Raw genomic sequence first — 19,771 nt, 5'->3', positions numbered from 1 at the left:
AGCCTCAGCCCTTGTCCTTTTCGGGCAGGCGAAGGGTCAGGGTATCGCCGCGCATCTGCAGGCCGAAGCGCCCCAGGAAGCTCATGCCCAGCAGCACCACGCCATCCTCGAGCCCGGGCACGATGGCCCCGCGCACGTCGTGGGCGACCAGCCCGCCGAGCCGCACCTCGTCGAGGCGGGTAAAGCGCCCGCTGACGCGCCCGTTGGCGGTGGAGAACCTGGCTTCACCGAGCCGCGGCAGGTCGAGTCGCTCGGCCAGATCGGCCGGCACGGCCACCTGGGTGGCGCCGGTATCGAGCAGCATGGTGACCGGCTCGCCGTTGAGTCGCCCGGTGGCCACGAAATGGCCGGCGGCGTTGCGCGTCAGGTTCAAGGGGGCGCCGTCCACCGACTCGACCAGTTGGGCATTGGGGTTCATCCGCTCCTCGAGCATGCCCTGGAACCACCAGGTCCCAAGCCCGATGAACAGCACCCAGAAGGCCAGCATCATGCCGAGCCCCGTGCGTTTCACCTCGCTGCCGCGCTCGCCCATCGCGTGCTCTCCTCGCCCTTACCCGACATCATCATGACACTGGACGCCCGAGGCTGCCCATGCTGGGATGGGCCTTTCGTCAGCCGCCAGGATGTCCCATGAGCGACACCAGCCCCACTGCCGCCACGTTCGATGCCGGCACTCTCTACCGACTGTTTTCCGGCGCCATCGCCCCGCGCCCCATCGCCTGGGTCTCCACCATCGATGCCGCCGGCCGAGCCAACCTGGCGCCTTTCTCGTTCTTCAACGTGGCCAGCGTCGATCCGCCGGTGCTGGCGTTCTCGCCGCTGCTCGACGGCGAGGGCAATGCCAAGGACACCCTGCGCAACCTCGATGAGGTCGGCGAGTGCGTGATCCATATCGGCGGCGAGGCGCTGGCCGAACCGCTCAACGCCACCAGCGCCAGCCTGCCCCGGGGCGAGGACGAGTTCGAGCACGCCGGCCTCTCCAAGGCCGCACTGGGGGAACTCAGGGTGCCACGCATCGCCGAGGCGCCGGTGGCCTTCGGCTGCCGACTGCGCGAGGTGATCCGCTTCGGCGACCGCCCTCGGGCCGGCAACCTGGTACTGGCCGAGGTGGTGGCGGTCCACGCCGACCCCAGCGTCTGGGATGGTCGCCACGTGGACATCGACATCCTGCGTCCGATCGGCCGACTGGCGGGCGCCGACTACAGCCGCACCACCAATCGCTTTGCCCTCGAGCGGCCGCAATAACGCGAGGCAGCGAGGCTCAGCGCGGGCCCCGCTCCTCGAGAACCGACGCTTGTCCCGTCTCGGCAAGGCCCCCGTCGGGGGCGTCGCCGGCCCGCGCCATGTCCATGCCCACCAGGATGGCCAGCGAGATCAGCACGTAGGCGGCGAAACGTTTCCATGCCCGGATCATGCGTCGCTCCTCACGGCACCATGGCCGATGAAAGACAGATTGGCGCGGCTTGCCGCAGGGGCGTCGACAGGAGGATTCAGCGTGGGCATGGCGTTTTCTTGTGTCCTTGAGTGAGCTTCTAGCATACCAGAGCCCGATGGACCGCCCGAGGAGGCCCGGCGTCAGCTGCCATTGCGGGCCTCCCAGTCTCGCGCCGCCTGCATTCCCCGAGCCTGGTCGACGAACAGGCAGATCAGGATAGCGACGACGAACAGCGCCGCACACAGCAGGATCGAGGCCTGCAGGCCGACCACCGACTGCAGCGCTCCCAGGCCGATGATGCCCACGACCCCGGCGAGCTTGTTGGCCAGCCCCCAGAAACCAAAGAACTCGGCGGCCTTGCGGCCGGGAGAGAAAAGCCCCACCAGGGCGCGGCTGGCGGACTGGCTCGAGCCCAGGCTGAGCCCCGCCAGGCAGCCGACCAGCAGGAACAGGTGCTGGGCCTGCCAGTCGAGGCCGAGCGCGGCGTTAAGCCAGGCGGTGAGCGACGGCGTGGCCCAGATGGCCAGGATGGCCGCCACCCACAGCACCAGCGTGATCAGGTAGGTGACCCGGGTGCCGATGCGGTCCTGGATGGCGCCGAAGCCTAGCGCCCCGGCGGCGGCAGTGATCTGCACGATGATGAACATCAGGTTGCGGACGGATTCCTCCCAGCCGATCACCTGGGCGCCGTAGATGAAGGCGAAGGCGATAATGATGTAGACCCCGGCCATGGAGAACAGCAGCGACACCAGGAAGGTGGCCAGGTCGCGAAAGCGACGCAGCTCGTGGAGGGTGGTCGAGACCCGCTGCCAGGCGATCGCCCGGTAGGAAAGCGCGACGGGCTGCGGCGTGCCGCGCTCCTTCACCCACAGGAAGGTGGGGATGGCGGTGATCAGGAAGAAGCCGGCGGCGAAGGGCCCGACCCAGCGGATGCGCTCGAAGTTCTCGGCGCTGGCCTCGCCCAGCACCACCAGGGTGAAGCCGGCGGCGAACAGCCCGCCGACGTAGCCCAGCGCCCAGCCGAAGCCGGAGATGCGACCCAGCGATTCGGGCGGGCCGAGCCCCGGCAGGAAGGCGGCGATGAAGGACTCGCCCATCGAGTAGGCGTAGTTCGAGACCACGATCAGGATCAGCCCCAGCCACACGTAGCCCGGGGCGACGAAATAGAGCAGCGCCGTGGCGACGATGGTGACCACGTAGCTGGCGAACAGGAAGCGCTTCTTCTCCGCCCGATAGTCCATCACCGCCCCGCACAGCGGGCCGGTGATCACCACCAGCAGGTAGCTGGTCGCCAGCGCCAGGCTCCACAGGAAATTGGCCAGCCGGTAGCCGTCGCCGCGGTCGCCGACGATCACCGTGGTGAACAGTTCGCCGAACACCACGGTGATGATCAGCAGCGTGTAGGCCTGGTTGGCGAAGTCGAACATCGCCCAGCCCAGGATCTCCTTGCGCGAGGCCCAGGGCGTCGCGGGCGCATCGGTGGCGGTAACGCTCATGGCGGGGCATCCCTGTCGAGAAAGGGGCCAAGATAGCAGCCGCGCATCTCGCCGACTATTGGCGTCGGGCTTCCCCTTCGACCTGTCCCCGGCCCCGGTGCTCGTTGGTCGCGCTACACCAGGTCCCGCGGGATCGTCTCGTCCCAGGTGCGGGCGAAGATGCGGGTCTCCCCTTCCCAGGCGTCCAGGGTGGCGCGCAGCCGGAAGTTGTCCGGATCGCTGGTCATCAGGGTACGGGTCAGGGTGCGCACCTCCCAGTCGCCACGCTTGAAGCTGCGTTCCCACTCGGTCCAACCGCTGACGCTGTCATAGCTGCCATAGGCGTAGCGGTAGCGTTCGGTGACTCGGGCGGCGATCTCCAGGTCGATGTCGTCGAGCCGGTAGCGCCCCTCGTCGTTGATCACCTCGAGCGTCGTCTGGTCGTTGGCCAGGTCGCGGATCACCCGCCAGCTCTCCTGGGTCGGCTGGATCAGGGTCTTGGCGATCGGTGCCGCGCCCTCCGGCTCGAGGAAGGCCGGCAAGGCGGTCTCCTCCACCGGCTGCGGCGCGCGCACCGGCAGCACCAGCCGGCTGCGCCCGGGACACAGGGTCAGCTTGACCGGCCGCGGCGCCGGCCAGGCCAGCGGCCAGTAACTGGTGGACAGCGCCAGGCGAATGGCATGGCCAACCGGGAACTGCTGGGCGATGTGCTTGAGCGTGACGGTCACCCGGTAGCGACGGCCCGGTTCCAGCGGCTCGGGCTGCTCATCGCTGTCGCGATGGGTGAGGTTCAACAGGCCGTAGGAGACCCGGGTGGCCTTGTCGTCCTCGGCGACGTCGATCAGCCGCAGCGCCACCATGGCCACCGGCTGGTCGGCCTCGAGCTCGAGCTCGACGGAAGGCGCCCCGCAGATCTCCACCGTTTCCTCGAGGCGCGGGGTCTGGAAGATCAAGGCCCCGCCGTCCTCGTCGCGCTGATCGTGGGGCAGATCGGGAGGAGCGTTGTAGGAACACCACTTGCCGGCGTAGAGCCCCACCGAGAGCGGCGAGCGAATGGCGAGCTCGGCCGCGTCATCGACGCCCTCGGCCTCCGGCAGCAGGTCGTGGCCGGCGGTGAGCCGGAAAGAGGCGGGCACGATGCGCGGCGACGGCCAGCTCGGCTCGGCCACCCAGCGCCCGGGGCGCATCTCATAGCGCGCCGAGGGCGGCACCGATTCTTGCATCCACACTCTCAACATGGGCTCGTCCATGATCCCCGTGTCGCGGCCCTTGAGCCACTGATCCCACCAGCGCAGCGACTCCTGGAGGAACCCGATGGCCGGCCCGGGCACGCCCAGGTGCGGGTACTTGTGGGCCCATGGCCCGACCAGCCCCTTGCGCGGCACGTCGAGGCCGGCCAGCAGCCGGAATACGGCGTTGCAGTAGCCGTCGGCCCAGCCGCTAATGGCATAGACCGGGCAGCGGATGGCGGCGAAGTCCTCGCACACCGAGCCATGCCGCCAATAGGCGTCGCGGCGCTGGTGCTCGAGCCACTGGGCCAGCCACAGGCCGCTGCCGTCGAGTCGCTCGAGCCACATCTCCCGCCAACGCTCGCCGACCAGCGCCGGGTCCGGCGGGCAGGCGTTGCCATCGAACATGGTCGAAGCCCAGGACAGGTTGTCGCCCAGCAGGCAGCCGCCCATGTGATGGATGTCGTCGGCGTAGCGATCGTCGGTGGAGCACAGGGTAATCACCGCCTTGAGCGCCGGCGGGCCCAGAGCGGCGATCTGCAGGCCGTTGAAGCCGCCCCAGGAGATGCCCACCATGCCGACCTCGCCGCTGCACCAGGGTTGGGCCACCAGCCACTCGATGATCGCCACGCCGTCGGCCAGCTCCTCAGGCAGGTACTCGTCGGTGAGCACGCCGTCGGACTCCCCGGTGCCGCGAATGTCGACCCGTACCCCGGCATAGCCGTGGCCGGCCCAGTAGGGGTGGCTCTGGACATCGCGGGCGGCGGTGAGGTCACGCTTGCGGTACGGCAGGTACTCGAGGATCGCCGGCACCGGGTGTGCATCGGCATCCACCGGCCGCCAGATGCGCGCCGCCAGCCGGGTGCCGTCGGGCATCGGAATCCAGGTCTCCTCCTCCCGCACCACGCGGGGAAAATCAACGACGATGCGCATCCCTGTCCTCCTCGTTCAGCCCTCGATATCGTCGAACTCGAACGTCAGCCGGGCCGCCAGGCGCTCGTAGTCCTCGAGCAGGCGTTCCGCGCTGTCGGCCCCCATCCAGATGTAGGCCAACGCATAGCTGTAGCTGTCCTGCTCGGGCAGAGTCGACAGCCGCTGGCCCGCCGCCACCTGCAGAGCGATCACGCTGCCCGGGAAGTCCGCCTCCAGGGCGGCGATCTCATCGTCGCTCGGCACCCGGGCGGCCACGGCGTCGACGAAAAACACCCGGTAGAAGAACTTGGCCGCCACCGCATAGTCGCCCTGGCGATGGGGCATGTCGGGGCGTCGACCGAGCGCCAGGTCGATGGTGACCTGCTGGTTGCTGACCCCGTCGACCTTCTCGAAGAGGTCGCAGTGGGACTGGGAGATGCGAGTGTTGATCTCCAGCAGCCAGATGCGGTCCTGCACCTCGTCCCAGAAGTACTCGATGTTGAAGGCCGAGTTGTCGAAGCCGATGTGGCGCATCACCGTGTCGGTGAGTTCGCGCATCTTGGCCTGGACGGGGTCCGGCAGTCCCGAGGGGTAGCGGTAGTGGAAGAAGCTCAACACCTGAGGGTAGCGCAGCGAGTCGACGATGCCGTAGCTGACCACTTCGCCCTCGAAGACATAGCCCTCCACGGTGCACTGCCAGCCGCCGATGATCTCCTCGGCCATGCAGAAGTGGCCGTCCACCGCGGCGATCTCTTCCGGCAGCCTGGCCTGCTCGAGCACGGTGTTGAAGGGATCGGCGATCAGGCCGATCTCGTCTCGCAGACGCTCGATGGCATGGTAGAAGTCCTCCGGCGTGTCGATGCGAAAGCCCAGCCGCGAGCCGGAGGACTTGATCGGCTTGACGAAGAACGGGAAGTAGAGCCCGGCCTCGCCGATGCGGGTCAGGGCCTCGTCATCGAAGGGATCGAAGGCCGTGAAGCCGGGGATGTACTCGGGAATGACCTCCTTCTGCACCCGGCGGCTCCAGTACTTGTGCTCGCACTTGAGCAGGCTCGCAAGCGTTGGAGAGCGGGTGCCGAAACGCTCGCAGAGGATCGGCAGCATGGTCGAGACGGGAAAGTCCATGTAGCCGACGATGGCATCCACGCTGCCGTCGAAGGTCTCCAGCTGCGCGGTAGCCTCCTCGAGCATGGCGTCGATGTCGAAGACCTCCGTGTCGTAGACGGCCGAGGGGGCGATGACGCCATGAAAGCGGCAGCCGCCGGCCCCCCTCAGGTTTTCGAGTCGCTCCCGGTTGAAATCGTTGAGCCCCACCACGAAGACATTGCGCACGTCATCGCTCATGATCGCCCCTTGCGGCCAGCCGACCGCGTCATCGAGGCATCGCGGGCGCACCCCGGTTGCCTCCTCGGCGACAGCGCTGCCGCCTCCTTGGCAGCATAGTCCAGTCGGGGCGAGCTGGATCGACATCCCGGCATGCGGGACGCCTCGCCGCCTTCAGAACTGGGCCGGTCAGCCAGGATTCGGCACCGCCCCGTGCCGAGCCAGGCAGAATGCCGCTTTCACTGGCCTCGGGCGGTATCCTCGATGGCCTGGAGGGCGTCCTGCAGTTCCTGGAACAGCGACTGGGAGTGCTGGACCACCTCGCCGATGTCCTTGGCCGACGCCGAGGCGCGCTCGGCCAGCGCCCTCACCTCCTCGGCCACCACCGAGAAGCTTCGCCCCGCCTCGCCGGCCCGGGCCGCCTCGATGGAAGCGTTGAGCGACAGCAGGTTGGTGCGCATGGCGATCGCCTCGATGTCCTCGGCGAAGCGGGTGACCCGCTGGTTGGCAGTGGCGAACTCCTCGGTGCGCCTGGCCATGTTGTCGCGATGGGCGACATCCTCGGAGGCATCGCGCAGGAAGGCGGTATAGACGATGGCGTCGTCGATGCGAATGCGCGCCAGCGACAGGCTGGCCCATCCCGAGGTGCCGTCCTTGCGTACTACCTCGACCTCGCGAGTCTTGCCGACCAGACGATCCTCGTTAGTGTCGCGATTGCGCTGCACGTAGCCGTCGTGATGCCCACGGATGGCATGGGGCACCAGCATCTTGACGTTCTCACCCAGCACCTCGTCTCGCTGGTAGCCCCACAGCCGCTCGGCAGCGGCGTTGAAGAAGGTCACCCGGTTATGTTCGTCGATGGTCACCACGGCGTTGATGGCCTGCTCCAGGGTGCTCTCCATCAGGGTGCGGTACTGCCGCTGCTCGGTGATATCGCGCACGAAGGCCGTATAGCACTGGCGACCCTCGACCACGAAACGCGACAGCGCCAGGTTGACCCAGCGGACCTCGCCGTCGGCGCGCTCCAGCTGGACGTCGCGGCTGGTGCCGACGATGCGATCGTCGCCGTGGCGTCGATGGCGGTCGACGAAGCCGTCGTGTCGGTCGCGGATCGCACCGGGTACCAGGCGATTGACGTTCTCCCCCAGCACCTCATCGCGGCGGCGGCCCCAAAGCCGTTCGGCGGCGGCATTGAAGAAGGTCACCCGGTTGTGCTCGTCGATGCTGACCACAGCGTCCAGGCACTGTTCCAGCGCCTGGCGAGGCCCCTGCTCCGCTTCTCGCGCGGCCCCGACGTCGCGCACCACGGCGGCATAGCCCTCGCCGCCGTCGAGCATCACACGCGACAGGGCGATGCTCACCCGGCGCCGTCCCCCATCGGCTCTCTCCAGCCGCACCTCGCGATGCCGCCCCACCTGAACGTCATGGCCGGTCGTTCGGCTGGCCTGAAGATGATCCTGGTGTTCGTCGCGAAGCAGCTCGGGCACCAGCCGATCTACCGGCTGGCCAAGCACCGCGGCCCGGGACAGCCCCCAGAGGCGTTCCGCCGCCGCGTTGAAGCGAATCACCCGGTCCTCGGCGTCGATCACCACCATGCCGTCCACGGCCGACTCCATGACCGCCTCGGCAAGCCCCGCGTCGGCCTCGCTTTCCAGTACCGCCGTCCCTGTCTCGCCTGTTTGCCGATGCTGAACCGGCTGAAGCCATTTCTTGTAGTTCAGTTGCATGAGTCCCCCTGCGTCCTCCTGACGCTTTGTTATGTCATTCGACGTCGACCACGATCCGCCAATCACATGACACTTCTGCCACTTTAGTCCCAGCGATGGAGGTCCAACGTTTAATCGTGTCGCTAAAGTGCCATGAAGATCGGCCGAGGGGACCAAACGGCGGGAAAACAAAACCCCGGCATCGATCGATACCGGGGCAGGCAGGAAGCACGTCTCCGAGGCACGGCGACGATCGCCTAGAACGAGCCGTCGCGGTCTCCGCCGGTCTCGCGGCCAAGGCGTTCGACGGCGCCATGCCCTTCTCGAGTCAGGGTCTCCAGGCGCTCGATCTGCTCGCCTAGCCGCGGCAGAGCCTCGCGGCGATAGCTCGCCAGGTCGTCGACCGCCGCCATGACGTCGGCGAAGGCGCCCTCGAGGGCCTTCATGTCGAGGTTGGCCGAGGCGGCACGGGTCTGGATATCGACGCCCTGCTGGCGCAGCGCCCGAGCGGTACCGGCGATGGTCTCGCTGGTGGTGGCGTTGAGCGACTCGACCCGGTCCAGCACCAGCCGCTGGTTGGCTAGCGCCAGGGCCACGGTGGCGGCCACGCTCAGCGCCGAGACCGTGACGTTGAGTGCCCGGTCGACGCCGCGCATCAGCTCACGGTTGTTGCGGATGATCACCTCCAGCGCCAGCACGCCCTGCTGGCACACCGCCTGCTGCTGCTGGAGGTCGAGGATGCGCTGGCGCAGCGGGAACAGCAGCTCCTCCTCGACGAAGGCCCGCCGGTCGTCGTCGACGATATCATCGCGAGCCGCCGCCAGGCGTTCGTCGATCAACCGACCCAGCGCCACCTGGCGCTCGAGCTGGTCGAGTGTGCCCCGCATGGCCTCCTGATCGTCGGCGAGGGTCAGGTTGTCACGCTGGAGCATGTCGCGACCGCCCTGGAGATCGGCGATGATCGCTTCCAGCGCCTGCTGGGCGGTCTCGAAACGGTGAAAGTAGCGCTGCAAGCGGCTGCTCGCGCCCGGCAGCAGGCGGCGCACGCGGTCGAAGCGGCCGGGCTCCAGCCGATGGTGGCGCGGGTCCAGGGCATCCATGCGGCCACGCAGCGCGACCAGCGCCTTGGCCACCGGCCCGCCCTCTTCGCCGTGGCGGGCCAGCTGACGCAGCGGCGTCTTGAGCATCTCGCTCTGGCGAGCGGCCTGCTGCTGGAGCTCGAGGCCCATCTCGTCTACCGCCCGACGCTGGCGGGCGGTGGCCCCTTCGGCATCGTCGCCCAGGGTCTGGGCCACGAAGGCCTCGGCCATGGCGGCAAGTTCCGGATCCGCCTTGGCACGCCCGGCCTCATCCGCGGCCGGATGTTCCAGCTCCTCGGCAATGCGTTCCACGGGGGGCAGCGACAGCGGGCTGCCCTCGGGGCGAGGCGTATCGGTCATGGGGCTCTCCTGTTCAGGCGGCTTACTCGCAGTCTATCGCGTCTCGCGGCCGTAGCGCCCGGCGCCGTCGATGAAGCGGCGCAACTCCTCGCAGGCCTGATCGGCGCCGATCCGGGCCTGCGGACGGTCGGTGACGATCCGCGACAGCGCCACGCTGGTGTCATCGAGCGCGGTCAGCGCCGCCTCGTTGCGGGCGGCGAGCCGGCGCAGCGAGCGCTCGGTGTCCTCAATCAGCGCCAGCCGGCGGCGCAGGGCACTGGTCTCGTTGGCCGACAGCTGGTCGGCCTCCTGGCCGAGTCGACGGCGGATGAAGTCGATGTCGAGGCCGGCCACCCCGCGGACCTGGGAAGTCATGGCGGTGAAGTTGTCCACCGCGCCCAGGCACACCTCGACCACCAGCGATCGGGCCCGCTCATGGGCCAGCTCGCCAGCCGTGAAGCGCGAGGCCATCACCTCCAGCACATGTCGGTAGCGGCTGTAGAGACGGTCGACCTGGGCGGCATGGTCGGCACGGCCAGCGTCCAGCAGCCCCTTCTTGGCACGGCAAAGCGCCTGGATCACCTCGTCGGCATCGTCCGGAGGATGCGCAGGATCGAGCTCGCTGACGCCGGCCTCGCGGGCGTCTTCATGGCGTCGACGGTCCGCCTCGGCGCGCAGCATCTCCTCGAGCCGGCGCTTGTGACGGCGCGCCCGAAAACGCCGCCAGCGGCGTTCCAGCGGCAATTCCACGGCGATGGCGGCGAGCCCGGCCAACCAGCCGCCGAGGCTGGGGTCGAAGCCGCCCCACAGCGAGGTCAGCCACATCAGCAGGCTGATGAAGGGCACCAGGAAGACGTAGCGTACCGCCACCTGGAAACGGGTGGGGTGCTCGTTGGCCAGCGCCAGTCGCGGACTGGCCAGGCCGACCAGGCACCAGGGCAAGCAGGTCAGGAACAGGCCGTAGGCGGCTCCCTGAAGGAATCCCAGCATGGCGTCGTCGTGGCCTCCCTTCGAACGATCGCGTCGGTGTCGGCCTCATGATGAGGCCAGCGAGGCCATCCCGCCACCCCGACCCGCGCTTCACGACTCACCACTCACCACTCACCACTCACCACTCACGCACCATCATGATGCAACCGCCACCAGATCGCTCACCGCTGAGGCGCGCTTCCCATCGGCCCGGTCATGTCGCGGCTCGGCCTCACGGCGGTACTCGATGACCCCGTACCAACCCAAGCCCTCGTAAGTCTCGTATCCCGGCGTCTCGGCGAAGGCGACCAGGCGCCCGGCCTCGAGGTCATAGCCACGCTCCCGCCCCTCGGGCGCGAACTCGTAGGTCTCGCCCAGCGCCGCCTCGCCCCGGGAGTCGGCGATGATGCCGTGGCGGGCGTCGACCAGCATCACCCGGCAGCGCTCACGCTCTTCCTCTGACAGCCCCACGCCCTGCACCACGTCCATGGACTGGGGCGCCCAGTCGAAGAAGATGCCCAGCACGCCGACCACCTCGCCGTCCTCGCGGCCACCCTCGCGGATCGCGGTGGCGTAGGTGGCCACCGCGGCGTCCTCCAGGGACGGATTGCGCTCGATATCGGCGACGATGAAGTCGTCACCCGAGTCGGTGCGCAGCGCCCGGCGAAACCAGTCGTCGCGGGCGACGTCGGCGCCGATGGCCCCGGGATAGCGGTCGGGCCGGCCGGTCGAGATCACCCGCCCGTCACGGTCGGCGATCCACAGGTCCAGATAGACGGTGTAGGAGCGCAGGATGGTGGCCAATCGGTCGCTGGCGTGGGCCTGGCGCGCCGCGTCATCGGGCGCTTCGGCCGCCTCTACCACGGCGCTGTCGGTGGCCCACCAGCGCACGTCGCAGGAGCGCTCGAAGAGATTGCGGTCGATGATCTCCACCGCGTTCAGGGCCAGGTCGGTCAGGCGCTGGCCGCGGAAGTCGTCGACCATGGCCGTGCCCGCCTCCTCCAGCTCAGCGGTCTGGCGCGCTACCTCGTCGCGGAAGGTCCGGGCGATGCGCTGGATGTCGCTGGACACCTCGCCCATCTGCTCGGCGACCACGCCAAAGGCGGCCCCCGCGGCGCCGGCCCGCGCCGCCTCGATGCGCGCGTTGAGCGCCAGGATCTCGGTCTGGCGGGTGATGCTCTCGATGCGTCCGATCTTGTCGCGGGTCGCGTCGGACATGCCGTAGGCCAGGTCGAGGATGCGGTTCTCTTGCATGGACAGACTCCTTGGTGGCGATGGACCTCGCGGGACTTCAGTCATTGCTGATGCAATAAGCGGGCCTACCCCGTGGTATGCTCGACCCGCCGAGGAACATGACACGCCTTCAGGACCGCCCCATCGTGATCTCCGCCGACACTCTCGCCACCGCCGCCAGCCTGGCGTGGCACCAGCGCCTGGCCCAGCTGATCCGCAGCGCCGGCAGCACCGCCTTTCCGGCCATGCTGGAGCGGACCCTGCACGAACTGACCGGGTTCGACACCATCCTGATCAACACCTACAAGGGCAGCCATCGGCCGCTGCTGATTCACGACAACTATCCGCCGGGGCGTCGCGAGCAGGGCATCGAGCGCTACCTGAGCCAGGCCTACCTGCTCGACCCCTTCTTCAAGGCCGTCCACGACGGCCTCGACACCAGCGCCTATCGGCTGCGCGAGCTGGCCCCGGACCGCTTCGAGAGCAGCGAGTACTACCACCACTACTACCGCGCGCTCGGCCTGTCCGACGAAATCGGGCTGTTCGCCCGGGTCGACGCCGACGTGGTGATGGTGGTGTCGCTGGGCTTTCGCGGCGACGGCCCGCGGGTGACGCGTCGCGACATGCTGGCACTGCGCCATATCGCCCCGGTGGTGGATGCGCTGCTCGGCGAGTACTGGAAGTGGCAGGGGCACGGCTTCCAGGCCAGCCTCGAGGAGCGCGAGCCGGTGGAGGCGGCCTTCGACAGCTTCGGCCAGGAGGCCCTGACCCAGCGCGAGCGTGAGATCGTCCGGCTGCTGCTGGCCGGCCACTCCACCAAGTCGGCGGCCCGCGAGCTCGACATCAGCGACGGCACCGTCAAGGTGCACCGCAAGCACATCTACCAGCGCCTCGAGGTCTCCAGCCAATCGCAGCTGTTCCGGCTGTTTCTCGACCACGTGGCGCTGGTCTCCCGCCAGCAGGGCGGCTGACCCACGAGGCAAGGCCACTGCCGCCCCGATGGGCGGCAGTGGCCGCGGGCACGCCAGTCTTCGATTAGGCGGTTCGGGAGGCCGGACAGACAGCCGTGGCGAGCCGGCGCCGCTCGCTGCGATAGACCAGCACCTCGCCGATCGTCAGCGAGACCAGCACACCCCCGCCCACCTGAAGCGAGAACAGCGAATCGAAGGGCTCGCCCGGCACCCAGAAGAACAGCAGGATCGCCGCCGCGAGGATAGCGATGCACAGCGTGGAGAGCGGATAGCTGACCCAGCGTCCGCCGGGCAGTCGAAAGACTTCCTTACGGCCAGCATCGCGCCCGCGCAGGCGCAGGAAGGCCAGGTGCATGGCGATATAGGGCATCAGGAACAGGATCGCCCCGAAGGCGAAGATGGTCCAGAACAGCGCTTCGGCGCTGGTGGCCATCAATCCGTAGGTCAGCAGGATCAGCGAGGCGATCGCGCTGGTGGCCAGCGCCGCGCCGATGGGGGCGCGATGCGTGCGATGCTGTCGGGCCAGGAGGGCCGGCATCTCGCCCGCCTGGGCCGCCTCGGCCATCGACCGGTTGCCGCCCAGCGTCCAGGTCACCATGGTCGAGAAGAAGGTGAACAGCGCCGCGCCGCCGACCCCCAGCGCCAGCCATTGACCGGCCGGAACATCGCCGAACAGGCGCTGAACGCTCACCGCGATGATCGTCACGGTATCGATCTGATCGCCTGGCACCGCGGCGAGCACTCCCAGGGTCCCGAAGATGTAGAGCACCGCGGTGAGCAGGGCGGCCAGCAGCATGGCCCGCGGCACGTTGCGCGACGCGTGGCGGATGCGCTCGCTCTCGGCGCTGACCAGCTCGATCCCCAGGCAGCCATAGACGATCACCGGCAGGTAACCGAGTCCCGCCAGCGGATCGTCCAGCGCCGACAGGAAGCCGACGTCGTTGGCGAAGCCGTGGCGCACGCCCTGCCACAGGCCGCCGGCCCCCAGCGCGAGCACCACGAAGAACTTCAGCGGCGTGCCCAGGTTGGGAATCCACTTGCTCGCCGAGAGCGGCAGACAGTTGATCGCGGCGGTCAGCCAGCACAGCGCCACGCCGAGCGCGATCTGCCCCCACAGGGACAGGTCGGGCACATAGAGCGCGCCGACGATGCCGGCGAACATCAGGTAAATCGCCGGCATCCACAGCGCGATGTTGATCCAGTACAGCCAGGTGATCCGCGCACCCCAGCGTGCGCCGAAGGCGTTGCGCACCCAGGCATAGATGCCGCCCTGCTCCGGGTAACGGGTACCCAGCTCGGCGGTGACCAGGGTGTTGGGCAACATGAAGCACAGGATCACCACCAGCCACCAGAAGATCGCCGACTCGCCGACCGCCGCCGACAGGGCAATCTGATCGACCAGCAGGATCGCCGAGATGGCATAGAGCGTCACGTCCATCCCGGACAGGGTCTTGGAGGGAATCGTCGTCGGGTTCATTGCATGGCTCTCGTTCGTTATTGTCGTATGAGCGTCGCTGCGGTGCAGCCCCTCAACGTTGGTTGGCGGCCAGCACGTAGAGGTACTCCAGCGCCAGGGTGGCGGCCGTCAGGGCGGTGACCTCGGCGTGGTCGTAGGCAGGACTGACCTCCACCAGATCCATGGCCACCGGATTCATCCCCACCAGCCCGCGCACCAGTTTCAGGGCGCAGTCGCTGGTCAGGCCGCCGCTGACCGGGGTGCCGGTGCCCGGGGCGTAGGCCGGATCGAGGCCATCGATGTCGAAGCTGAGATAGGCAGGATGCTGGCCGACCCGAGCGCGGATCCGCTCGACCACCGCCGCCGGACCATGCTCGTTGACCCAGGCGGCGTCCAGCACCTCGAAGGGATGGTCGTCACGGTCATAGGTGGTGCGGATGCCGACCTGGATGGAGCGTTCGGTGTCCAACAGCCCCTCCTGCACCGCATGGAAGAACATCGAGCCGTGGTCGTAGCGGGTGCCGCCGGAATAGGTGTCGGTGTGGGCATCCACGTGGATCAGCGCCAGCGGCCCGTGATGGCGGGCATGGGCGCGCAGCGACGGCAGGCTGATGAAGTGGTCGCCGCCGAGGTTGAGCAGGCGCTTGCCGGCGCCCAGCAGCCGGGCCACATGGGCCTCCAGATTGTCCACCAGGCTCTGGGGCTCGCCATAGTCGAAGCCCAGGTTGCCGCAGTCGACCACCTTCAGCGCTTCGTCCAGGGCGAACCCCCAGGGCCAGCGCTCGCCCTCCCAGGCCAGGTTGGCCGAGGCCAGGCGGATGGCGTTGGGTCCCATGCGGGTTCCCGAGCGCCCCGAGCAGGCCAGGTCGAAAGGCACTCCGGTCACCACGACCTCGGCATCCGAGTCCAGCGGATCGGCAGCGGGAAACTGCATGAAGGTGGAGGCCAGGGTGGCATAGATACTGGGGGCCGCCTGTTGGTGGGACATCGTCGATCTCCTTGCGGGTGTCGGGTGTGGAATCGACGATAGGCAGCCGCCACCAATAAATGAAATGCATTGTCATCATGTGATGATTCATGCAACGAATGATCCATGTAAAACGGTTACCTGAGAGTCCTGCCATGCCCTCGCTGCATCACTTCGACCTCAACCTGCTGCGGGTCTTCGAGGCGCTGATGGCCGAGCGCCACGTCACGCGCGCGGCCCAGCGGCTCCACCTGAGCCAACCGGCCCTGAGCCATGCCCTCAAGCGCCTTCGCGAAGCCCTGGAGGATCCCCTGCTGGTCCGCACCGAAGCCGGCATGCAGCCGACGCCTCGCGCCCTGGCGCTGCTGCCGGACGTCCAGCGGGCCCTGGCGCTGCTGCATGACACCCTGGAGCCACCGGCCCCCTTCGATCCCGCCTCCAGCTCCCAGCGGTTCACGATCGCCACCACCGACTACTTCGAGGAAGTGCTCTATCCCCCCTTCCTGGCCCGACTCCGGGCGCTGGCCCCTCGGGTGACCTTCCAGATCGAGCTGATCACCCTAGAGGTGCTGCGACGAGGGCTCGAGGAGCGGCGGGTGGACCTGGTGGTCGGCCCGGAGGCCGGCGAGAGCATTCCCAAGGGACTGCTGCAGACCGCCTGGCTGACCGAGGAACTGGTCTGCCTCGCCGCCGACGACAATGCCGCCGTGGGCAACCGGCTGGGCCTGGAGCAGTTCGTCGATCAGCCACAGGTAAGCCTCTCGGACATCAGCGGCTTCCGCCACGGACGCGTCGACGCCTGGCTCGCCGCACGGCACCGGCAGCGGCGGATCGTCTCCCGCAACCTCAACTACATGGCCGCCGCGCGGGTGGTCGCGCAGAGCGATGCGATCATGGTGCTGCCGCGTCGAATGGCCAGGATGTTCGCCCACATGCTGCCGGTGAGGCTGGTCGCGCCGCCGCCGGGCATGCCTGACCTGGAGATGAGCCTGGTGCGACACCCCCTCTATGCCGCCGAGCGGCCGATCGCCTGGCTGCACGAGCAGCTGCTGGCGTTCGCCCATCATGTCGATGCCGCGCCCGCCTGAGCGCGAGCGGCGCGCCGCCCTGCGTCGGACGCAAGACGCCCCGGGGCCAGTGAATGAACCGGGCCCCGGGGCGTTCGCGCGACAGGTGACGGCGGCGACTACTCGGCGTCGGCCATCTCGGGCACCAGCCGGCGCAGCCGGGCGTAGACGACGGCATAGAGGCACAGCGCCGCCAGCGACCCCGCCGCGCCGAGCAGCATCACCGCGCCGTAGCCCAGCTCCCGGGCCAGCAGGAAGCCGGCGATCGCCGGGGCAGCGGTCTGGGCGAGCCCCTGGGCAGCCGGCACCAGCGCCGCGTAGCGGCCCGAGGCGTCGATATGGCTCAGGGTGCCGAGCTGGAAGATGTCGGTGAACAGCCAGGCGATGCAGAAGCCGAAGGTGCCGATGACGAAGGTGGTGGCCGATATCTCCATGGCCAGCAGCGCCAGCACCCCGGCCATGCCCACCAGTGCGGCCATCAGCACCCGCGACTGGCCGGCACGACGACTCAGCCACACCGCCGCGACGCAGCCGGCCAGGGTGAAGACGTTGCCCAGGGTCAGCACGTTGGCGATGAAGGTATCGCCCAGCCCGGCGTCGACTCCGGCGCGCTCGATGAACGCCCAGAACGAGCCGATGGTGATGTAGAAGCACGAGACCGCCAGCAGGCAGCACCACGGCAGCAGACGGGGCAGCCGCATGTCGGTAATCGCTTGGCGCTCGCCGGTCGCTTTCGCGGTGCCGGCCGGGGTGTGCGGGTAGAGGCAGGGAATCACCGCCAGGCACAGCGCGAAGGCCACGCAGAAGGCCAGGAAGATGCCGTCGATGCCCCAGGCCCCGGTCAGGTGGGGAATGGTGTAGAGCTCGATGGCGTTGATCGCCACCAGGCCGAACATCATGATGCTGAAGTTGCGCCCGGTCCGGGTGGTGATGGCCAGGCAGGCGATGCCGGTGGAGTAGCAGATGCCGCCGCCGAAGCCGGCCAGCACACGCATGGCCAGCAGGGGCTCATAGTCGTGGTACTGGGTCGACAGATAGTTGCCGGCAATCGCCACCAGGATGCCGAACAGCGCCAGGTGGCGCCGATTGAGGCGCGACACCAGTGCGGCGGTGGCCAACGAGGCCAGGAACATGCCGCCCAGGTCCGCCGAGGCCAGCCAGCCCACCTGCTGCTCGTCGAAGTGCAGGAAGTCGGCCCATGCACCGACCATCAGCGGCATGCCCATGACCACGGCATTGCCGACGAAGCTGATCGCCACGGCGGCGGCGATCGCCAGCGGATGGTCGACGCCGATGCGGGGCAGTCCCCGGGCTTCGCCCGGGACGGTGGTGGATTGCGTCATCGTGGATACCTCACTCGCTTGTTGGTTGTTGTCGAGTCGGTTCCGGCCGCAGGGGCCTCTGGCGCCCCGCACAGGCGGGGCACCGGCGGCCGCTGGGGCCGACTGTCGAGCTGGAGAGGAAAGGGCCAAGGCCGCCGCCGAGGGCAGCGGCCGGGCGCGCCGGGTCAGCCGCCGCTCGGCGTCGGGGCGGCGTACTGGGGCATGGTGATGCAGGCGACGTTGCCGCCGCCGAGCAGGATCTCGCGGGAGCCCTCGATGCCGACGATGCGGTGACGGGGGAACAGCTCAGCCAGGGTGGCCTGGGCGACGCGATCGTTGGGATCGCCGAACAGCGGCACCACGATCACCGAGTTGCCGGCGTAGTAGTTGATGTAGGAGGCGCAGATGCGGGTGCCAGCCTGGCGCGGGTGAGTGCCGTCGACCTGGTCCAGGCCTTCGGCCTCCTCGGCCGTCCACTCCAGGGCGCGCGGCTGGGGCATCTTGTGCACGGTGAGCTCGCGGCCGCGCGCGTCGCGGCTGCTCTTCAGCACCTCGTAGGCCTCCTGGTAGATCTCCCACTGCGGGTCGTCCCGGTCGTCGGTCCACTGCAGCAGCACCTCGCCGGGGCGCACGAAGCAGGCCAGGTCGTCGATGTGGCCGTCGGTCTCGTCGAACTTGCAGCCCCGCGGCAGCCAGATGACCCGCTCGGCGCCGAGGTAGTCCTCGAGGTGTCGGGTCACCGCTTGCTTGCCCAGGTGGCCATTGCGGTTGCGGTTGAGCAGGCACTGCTCGGTGGTCAGCAGGGTGCCCTGGCCGTCGCACTGGATGCCGCCCATCTCGGCGATGAACGGCGCCCGGTAGCGGTCCAGGCCTTCGATCTCGAGCACCTTCCGGGCGATCTGGTCGTCCTTGTCCCAGGGGAAGTACAGCCCGCCGTCGAGCCCGCCGTAGGCGTTGAACTCGAGGTCCACGCCGCGCACCTCGCCGGTCGCGTCGTTGACCACGAAGGCCGGGCCGCTGTCGCGGAACCAGCTGTCGTTGCAGGTCATCTCCACCACCCGCACCGAGGGCGGCAGCAGGCGCCGTGCGTTGGCGAACTGGGCCGCGGAGGCACATACGGTGACCGGCTCGCTCTCGGCGATGGCGGCGGCGATCTCGGCCCACACCCGCTGCGCCGGCTTGCCGCCGTTGCGCCATACGTCCGGGCGCTCCGGCCAGCCCAGCCAGCAGCCGGCCTTGGGTTCGAACTCACCGGGCAGCCGGAAGCCATCGGCCTTGGGCAGGGAGGTCAGCAAGCGCGCCATGGAACACCTCTTTCTCGTTGTTGGGGTATTCCGATGCTAGGCGCGGCCTCTTGCGACGCACCAACGACGATTATTGCGCGACCCTTGAATGGAATTCAGGAGTCTCGAGACGCTCGACGCACCAGTCGATGAAATTTGCGACCGCCGACCGCTCGAGGCGCTGGCGGTCGCAGACCAGCGCGTACTGGCCGAGCGAGCCCACGCTCGCGGCAAAGGGCCGCACCAGCCGCCCCCGCGCCAGGTCTTCCGAGGCCGTCAGGGCATCGCCGAGCGCCACGCCCAGGCCGTTGGCGGCGGCTTCCAGGGCCAGGCCGGCGTGCTCGAAGTAGAGGTTGCGCCCGGCACGGGCGTCGCCGGCATGGGTGGCCAGCCAGGCGGCCCAGGTGCCGCCGTCCTGGTCATCGTGCAGCAACCGGCAGCGGGCCAGGTCCGCGGGGCGGGTCAGGCCGCCCGCGTTGAACAGTCCCGGACTGCACACCGGGAAGAAATGCAGCGCCGGCAGGGGGCGCACGAAGAGCTCGTGGGCATCCGCCGGCCCGGCGCCGTAGATGATCGCCAGGTCGAGGTCGGGATCGAGGCTCTGGACGTCGTAGGCCCGGGCGTGCAGGTGCAGATCGATATGCGGATACCGGCGGCAGAAATCGTCCAGGCGCCCGACCAGCCACTTCTGGGCCAGCTCGGCGGGCACGGCCACCTGCAGCGCGGCCTGGGTGTCCGGGGCGGCGATCGCCTCGCAGGCCTCGCCGACCCGCTCGAAGGCCTGCTGCAGGCTGTGCAGCAGGCGCCGGGCCTGGGGCGTGGGCTGCATGTGGCGACCCCGACGCACGAACAGCGTCGCCCCGAGCTGTTCCTCCAACTGGCGGACCTGGTGGCTGACGGCGCTGTCGGTGACGCACAGCTCCGCCGCCGCGCGGCCGAAGTGGGCATGGCGTGCGGCGCACTCGAAGGTGCGCAGCGCGGTCAACGAGGGTAGACGACGCATGG

17 protein-coding genes are annotated in these 19,771 nt (G+C 68.8%); 3 read left to right on the top strand and 14 right to left on the bottom strand.

Going from position 1 to position 19,771, the window contains the following annotated elements; translation table 11 throughout:
* Positions 1-4: 4 nt before the first annotated feature.
* Positions 5-532, bottom strand: a complete 528-nt coding sequence (locus tag ACGTN6_RS06655; RefSeq protein ID WP_394590570.1) for a retropepsin-like aspartic protease family protein — start codon at positions 530-532, stop codon at positions 5-7.
* Between the two features lie 98 nt (positions 533-630).
* Between ACGTN6_RS06655 and ACGTN6_RS06650 the strand changes: the two genes are divergently transcribed.
* Positions 631-1,245: a flavin reductase family protein gene (locus ACGTN6_RS06650; RefSeq protein ID WP_394590569.1), complete on the top strand. Its 615-nt coding sequence runs from the start codon at positions 631-633 to the stop codon at positions 1,243-1,245.
* A 16-nt stretch (positions 1,246-1,261) separates the two neighbouring features.
* Here ACGTN6_RS06650 and ACGTN6_RS06645 read toward each other — a convergent pair whose 3' ends face one another.
* From ACGTN6_RS06645 to ACGTN6_RS06610, 8 genes are all read right to left on the bottom strand, one after another.
* Positions 1,262-1,414: a hypothetical protein gene (locus tag ACGTN6_RS06645; protein ID WP_394590568.1), complete on the bottom strand. Its 153-nt coding sequence runs from the start codon at positions 1,412-1,414 to the stop codon at positions 1,262-1,264.
* Between the two features lie 161 nt (positions 1,415-1,575).
* Positions 1,576-2,931, bottom strand: coding sequence for an MFS transporter (locus ACGTN6_RS06640; RefSeq protein ID WP_394590567.1), 1,356 nt, complete (start codon positions 2,929-2,931; stop codon positions 1,576-1,578).
* Positions 2,932-3,044: 113 nt separating this feature from the next.
* Positions 3,045-5,072, bottom strand: coding sequence for a CocE/NonD family hydrolase (locus ACGTN6_RS06635; protein WP_394590566.1), 2,028 nt, complete (start codon positions 5,070-5,072; stop codon positions 3,045-3,047).
* Between the two features lie 15 nt (positions 5,073-5,087).
* On the bottom strand, positions 5,088-6,395 hold the full coding sequence (locus ACGTN6_RS06630; RefSeq protein WP_394590565.1) for an ATP-grasp domain-containing protein: 1,308 nt from the start codon (positions 6,393-6,395) through the stop codon (positions 5,088-5,090).
* Between the two features lie 218 nt (positions 6,396-6,613).
* A complete protein-coding gene (locus ACGTN6_RS06625) occupies positions 6,614-8,101 on the bottom strand; it encodes a PAS domain S-box protein (protein ID WP_394590564.1) in 1,488 nt (495 codons plus the stop codon).
* Between the two features lie 236 nt (positions 8,102-8,337).
* Positions 8,338-9,519, bottom strand: a complete 1,182-nt coding sequence (locus ACGTN6_RS06620; protein WP_394590563.1) for a toxic anion resistance protein — start codon at positions 9,517-9,519, stop codon at positions 8,338-8,340.
* Positions 9,520-9,552: 33 nt separating this feature from the next.
* Positions 9,553-10,488 (bottom strand): cobyrinic acid a,c-diamide synthase, encoded by a 936-nt coding sequence (locus ACGTN6_RS06615; RefSeq protein WP_394590562.1) that lies wholly within the window; start codon positions 10,486-10,488, stop codon positions 9,553-9,555.
* A 135-nt stretch (positions 10,489-10,623) separates the two neighbouring features.
* On the bottom strand, positions 10,624-11,721 hold the full coding sequence (locus ACGTN6_RS06610; protein ID WP_394590561.1) for a cache domain-containing protein: 1,098 nt from the start codon (positions 11,719-11,721) through the stop codon (positions 10,624-10,626).
* Between the two features lie 98 nt (positions 11,722-11,819).
* Here ACGTN6_RS06610 and ACGTN6_RS06605 point away from each other — a divergent pair, with 98 nt between their 5' ends.
* Positions 11,820-12,671 carry a helix-turn-helix transcriptional regulator gene (locus ACGTN6_RS06605; RefSeq protein WP_221195655.1) on the top strand — a complete coding sequence of 284 codons (852 nt, stop codon included), beginning with the start codon at positions 11,820-11,822 and terminating at the stop codon, positions 12,669-12,671.
* A gap of 64 nt (positions 12,672-12,735) precedes the next feature.
* Here ACGTN6_RS06605 and ACGTN6_RS06600 read toward each other — a convergent pair whose 3' ends face one another.
* Positions 12,736-14,148 carry an APC family permease gene (locus tag ACGTN6_RS06600; protein ID WP_394590560.1) on the bottom strand — a complete coding sequence of 471 codons (1,413 nt, stop codon included), beginning with the start codon at positions 14,146-14,148 and terminating at the stop codon, positions 12,736-12,738.
* Positions 14,149-14,200: 52 nt separating this feature from the next.
* Entirely contained in the window at positions 14,201-15,115 is a 915-nt protein-coding gene (speB, locus tag ACGTN6_RS06595; RefSeq protein ID WP_394590559.1) for an agmatinase, read from the bottom strand.
* Positions 15,116-15,249: 134 nt separating this feature from the next.
* Between speB and ACGTN6_RS06590 the strand changes: the two genes are divergently transcribed.
* On the top strand, positions 15,250-16,182 hold the full coding sequence (locus tag ACGTN6_RS06590; RefSeq protein ID WP_394590558.1) for a LysR family transcriptional regulator: 933 nt from the start codon (positions 15,250-15,252) through the stop codon (positions 16,180-16,182).
* Positions 16,183-16,280: 98 nt separating this feature from the next.
* Here the strand turns inward: ACGTN6_RS06590 and ACGTN6_RS06585 are convergent, their stop codons facing one another.
* From ACGTN6_RS06585 to ACGTN6_RS06575, 3 genes are all read right to left on the bottom strand, one after another.
* Positions 16,281-17,504 carry an MFS transporter gene (locus tag ACGTN6_RS06585; RefSeq protein WP_394590557.1) on the bottom strand — a complete coding sequence of 408 codons (1,224 nt, stop codon included), beginning with the start codon at positions 17,502-17,504 and terminating at the stop codon, positions 16,281-16,283.
* Positions 17,505-17,668: 164 nt separating this feature from the next.
* Positions 17,669-18,787 (bottom strand): agmatine deiminase, encoded by a 1,119-nt coding sequence (aguA, locus tag ACGTN6_RS06580; protein WP_394590556.1) that lies wholly within the window; start codon positions 18,785-18,787, stop codon positions 17,669-17,671.
* Between the two features lie 70 nt (positions 18,788-18,857).
* The gene (locus ACGTN6_RS06575; protein WP_183385974.1) at positions 18,858-19,769 is read right to left on the bottom strand and encodes a LysR substrate-binding domain-containing protein; all 912 of its coding nucleotides are present in this window, start codon (positions 19,767-19,769) and stop codon (positions 18,858-18,860) included.
* Positions 19,770-19,771 lie beyond the last annotated feature (2 nt).

Source organism: Halomonas sp. B23F22_20 (assembly GCF_043496985.1).
Classification (GTDB): domain Bacteria; phylum Pseudomonadota; class Gammaproteobacteria; order Pseudomonadales; family Halomonadaceae; genus Halomonas.
The sequence above is the reverse complement of the archived record's forward strand: the minus strand, read 5'-3'. Positions and strand labels throughout refer to the sequence as shown.